The 4,186-nt window shown below is 70.2% G+C and carries 5 protein-coding genes; all 5 read left to right on the forward strand.

Translation table 11 applies throughout. The annotated features are described in order from the left end of the window. The first annotated feature begins 179 nt into the window (after positions 1-179). A complete protein-coding gene (gap, locus tag OO014_RS18935) occupies positions 180-1,184 on the forward strand; it encodes a type I glyceraldehyde-3-phosphate dehydrogenase (protein WP_272463882.1) in 1,005 nt (334 codons plus the stop codon). Positions 1,185-1,338: 154 nt separating this feature from the next. Then, positions 1,339-2,559, forward strand: coding sequence for a phosphoglycerate kinase (locus OO014_RS18940; RefSeq protein ID WP_272463883.1), 1,221 nt, complete (start codon positions 1,339-1,341; stop codon positions 2,557-2,559). Continuing rightward, positions 2,559-3,368 carry a triose-phosphate isomerase gene (tpiA, locus tag OO014_RS18945; protein ID WP_272463884.1) on the forward strand — a complete coding sequence of 270 codons (810 nt, stop codon included), beginning with the start codon at positions 2,559-2,561 and terminating at the stop codon, positions 3,366-3,368. The genes OO014_RS18940 and tpiA overlap by 1 nt, the downstream gene beginning before the upstream one ends. Positions 3,369-3,553: 185 nt before the next feature. Continuing rightward, positions 3,554-3,799 carry a preprotein translocase subunit SecG gene (gene secG, locus OO014_RS18950; RefSeq protein ID WP_272463885.1) on the forward strand — a complete coding sequence of 82 codons (246 nt, stop codon included), beginning with the start codon at positions 3,554-3,556 and terminating at the stop codon, positions 3,797-3,799. Between the two features lie 12 nt (positions 3,800-3,811). Further along, positions 3,812-4,162 (forward strand): RNA polymerase-binding protein RbpA, encoded by a 351-nt coding sequence (locus tag OO014_RS18955; RefSeq protein ID WP_272463886.1) that lies wholly within the window; start codon positions 3,812-3,814, stop codon positions 4,160-4,162. The last annotated feature ends 24 nt before the right edge of the window (positions 4,163-4,186 follow it).

Consider the following 4,186-nt stretch of genomic DNA (forward strand, 5'->3'; position numbering starts at 1 on the left):
GTCGGGGGCCGCGCCCAGCGGCATACGGCAGCTGCTGCACGCAGGCGGGGGAGGGCGCCCATGCGGTGAGACTCACGTCACGTCCCGTGGGGCGACGGACTAGGGTTGAGCAGACGAGACGTCGCAGCGCCGCGACCGACCGCCGACCAGTGAAGTCTCACCCCGAGAGGTGCACAGCAGTGACCGTTCGCGTAGGCATCAACGGCTTCGGCCGCATCGGCCGCAACTTCTTCCGAGCCGTCCAGGCGTCGGGAGCCGACATCGAAGTCGTTGCCACCAACGACCTGATGGACAACAAGACCCTGGCCCACCTGCTCAAGTACGACAGCATCCTGGGCCGGTTCCCGGGCGAGGTCAGCTACGACGAGACGTCGATCATCGTCGACGGCACGTCGATCCGCGTGTTCGAGGAGCGCGACCCGGCGCAGATCGACTGGGCATCCGTCGGCGCCGACATCGTCGTGGAGTCGACCGGCTTCTTCACCGAGGCGGAGAAGGCGAAGGCCCACGTCGCGGGCGGCGCCAAGAAGGTCATCATCTCCGCGCCGGCCAAGAACGAGGACATCACCATCGTCATGGGCGTCAACGACGACCTGTACGACCCGGCCGCGCACACCGTGATCTCCAACGCGTCGTGCACGACGAACTGCCTCGCCCCGATGGCGAAGGTCATGCATGACGAGTTCGGCATCGTCAAGGGCCTCATGACGACGATCCACGCCTACACGCAGGACCAGAATCTCCAGGACGCCCCGCACAAGGACCTGCGCCGCGCCCGCGCCGCCGCCCTCAACATCGTGCCCACGTCCACCGGCGCCGCCAAGGCGATCGGCCTCGTCATGCCCGACCTCAAGGGCAAGCTCGACGGCTTCGCCCTTCGCGTGCCCGTCCCCACCGGTTCCGCCACCGACCTCACCTTCGAGGCGAGCCGCGAGACGACCGTCGAGGAGGTCAACGCCGCGGTCAAGGCCGCTGCCGAGGGCCCGCTCAAGGGCTACCTCGTCTACACCGAGGACCCCATCGTGTCCAAGGACATCGAGACCGACCCGGCCTCCTGCATCTTCGACGCCGGCCTGACCAAGGTCATCGGCAACCAGGTCAAGGTCGTGGGCTGGTACGACAACGAGTGGGGCTACTCCAACCGGCTCGTCGACCTCGTCAAGCTCGTCGGCCAGTCGCTCTGACGCAGGCTCTGACGCAGCGCCACCGTCCCCGCAGGCGGGCTCCCCAGTGGGCCCCTCCGTCGCCTGTCGACGGTCCCCGTAGGCTCGCCTGCGGGGGCGGTGGCTGCCGCCGACCCCCCAACCGAATGTCCTGACCGACCCGAAGAGGCACCGCGTGAAGACGATTGGCGACCTCGGGGACCTGCGCGGCAAGCGCGTCCTCGTCCGCTCCGACCTCAACGTCCCGCTCGAGCAGACCGAGCGCGGCGCGACGATCACCGACGACGGGCGCATCCGCGCCTCCGCCCCCACCATCAAGATGCTGTCCGAGCTGGGCGCGCGGGTCATCGTGTGCGCCCACCTGGGCCGACCCAAGGGCCAGCCGGACGCGAAGTACTCGCTGGCGCCGGTGGCCCAGCGCCTCGGCGAGGTGCTCGGCAACCCCGTCGTCTTCGCCGAGGACACCGTTGGCGAGAGCGCTCGCGCCGCCGTCGAGTCCCTCGAGGACGGCGGCGTCGTCCTGCTCGAGAACCTGCGCTTCAACGCCGGTGAGACCGCCAAGTCGGACGAGGAGCGAGCCGAGTTCGCCCAGGCCCTCGCCGGGCTCGCCGACGTCTTCGTCTCCGACGGGTTCGGGGTGGTCCACCGCGCCCAGGCCTCGGTCTACGACGTGGCGCGCCTGCTCCCGCACGCGACGGGTGGCCTGGTCCAGGCGGAGGTCGACGTCCTGCGCCGCCTGACGCAGGACCCCGAGCGGCCCTACGCCGTCGTGCTCGGCGGCGCCAAGGTCTCCGACAAGCTCGGCGTCATCGGCAACCTCCTCGGCACTGCCGACCGCCTCCTCATCGGTGGCGGCATGGTCTTCACGTTCCTCGCCGCCAAGGGTCTCGAGGTGGGCAAGAGCCTGCTCGAGGCCGATCAGGTCGACACCGTCAAGGGCTATCTCGAGCGCGCGGAGCGTGAGGGTGTCGAGATCGTCCTGCCCGTCGACATCGTGGCCGCCGACGCCTTCAGCGCCGACGCCGCGCACGACGTCGTCCCCGCCGATGCGATCCCCGCCGACCGGATGGGCCTCGACATCGGGCCCGAGTCGGCTGCGCTCTTCGCCTCGAAGCTCGCGGACTGCAGGACGGTCTTCTGGAACGGCCCGATGGGCGCCTTCGAGATGGAGCCCTACGCCGCCGGCACCAAGGCGCTCGCGCAGGCCCTCGTCGACGTCACGCGCCAGGGGGCGCTGACCGTCGTGGGCGGCGGCGACTCCGCCGCAGCGGTTCGTCAGCTCGGGTTCGCCGACGCGGACTTCGGCCACATCTCCACCGGTGGCGGCGCCAGCCTCGAGTACCTCGAGGGCAAGGAGCTGCCCGGACTCACCGTCCTCGAGGAAGGCGACAACTGATGGCGACCGCCAAGCCCGTCGGCCGGATCCCGCTCATGGCGGGCAACTGGAAGATGAACCTCGACCACCTCCAGGCGACCCACCTGGTCCAGAAGCTCGACTGGACGCTGCGCGACGCCAAGCATGACTACGAGGCGGTCGAGGTCGCGGTCCTGCCGCCCTTCACCGACCTCCGCTCGGTGCAGACCCTCGTCGAGGGCGACCGGCTGCACCTGCGCTACGGGGGGCAGGACCTGTCGCCGCACGCCTCGGGCGCCTACACCGGTGACATCTCCGGAGCCTTCCTCAAGAAGCTCGGCTGCACCTACGTCGTCATCGGCCACAGCGAGCGGCGCGAGGGGCACCACGAGACGGACGAGGTCGTCGCCGCGAAGGTGCAGGCCGCCTACCGCCACGAGCTGACGCCGATCCTCTGCTGCGGTGAGGCCCTCGACGTCCGCAAGGAGGGCCGCCAGGTCGAGCACGTCGTCGCCCAGCTGCGCGCGGCCCTCGCCGGGGTGAGCAAGGAGCAGGCGGCGAGCATCGTCATCGCCTACGAGCCCATCTGGGCCATCGGGACCGGCGAGGTCGCCACGCCCGATGACGCCCAGGAGGTGTGTGCCGCGATCCGCAACCTGCTCGCCGAGCTCTACAGCGGCGACCTGGCGGACGGGGTCCGGATCCTCTATGGCGGCAGCGTCAAGGCCGCCAACGTGGCCGCCATCATGGCGCAGGAGGACGTCGACGGCGCGCTCGTCGGCGGGGCGTCCATCGACCCGGCCGAGTTCGCGTCGATCTGCCGCTACCGCGACCACCTGACCGCGAGCTGACTCAGGGCCCTCCCCGGCCGGCTGGGACATTCGGCCCACCGGCCGCGGGAAGGTATCCTGTCCACTGGCCTCGAACGAGGCTCGACCGGGCCCGTCCGACGGGGTCGCCGAGCCCGCAGACGTCCCTCGACCGGCCGACCATGCGACGGGTAGCGCGCCCGTCACCGACGATTTGGAGTGACCACGTGGATGCGGTTCGCATCGTGCTGCAGGTCCTGCTGGTGCTGTCCAGCCTGATCCTGACCCTGTTCATCCTGCTCCACAAGGGCAAGGGTGGCGGCCTCTCGGACATGTTCGGAGGCGGCATGTCGACCTCCCTCGGTGGTTCCTCGGTCGCCGAGCGCAACCTCGACCGCTTCACCGTGGCCGTCGCCATCGTGTGGGCCACTGCAATCATCGGGCTGGGTCTGCTCGCCCGGTTCCAGAGCTGAGAGGACACGTCGATGGCGAGCGGTAACGCAATTCGAGGCAGCCGGGTCGGCGCAGGCCCGATGGGCGAGGCCGAGCGGGGCGACACCGCCCCCCGGGTCTTCATCTCCTACTGGTGCTCCAACGGCCATGAGACCCGGCCGAGCTTCGCCGAGGAGCCCGGCATGGTGCTGCCCGAGCTGTGGGACTGCCCGCGCTGCGGCTTCCCGGCCGGCCAGGACAAGGACAACCCGCCGGCTCCGCCGAAGGTCGAGCCCTACAAGACCCACCTCGCCTACGTGAAGGAGCGCCGCAGCGACGCGGACGGCGCTGCCATCCTCGACGAGGCCCTCTCGAGCCTTCGGGAGCGCGGCCTGATCCAGTAGGGCCACCAACCACGTGAGTATGCC

Source organism: Intrasporangium calvum, assembly GCF_028446585.1.
Lineage (GTDB): Bacteria > Actinomycetota > Actinomycetes > Actinomycetales > Dermatophilaceae > Intrasporangium > Intrasporangium calvum_A.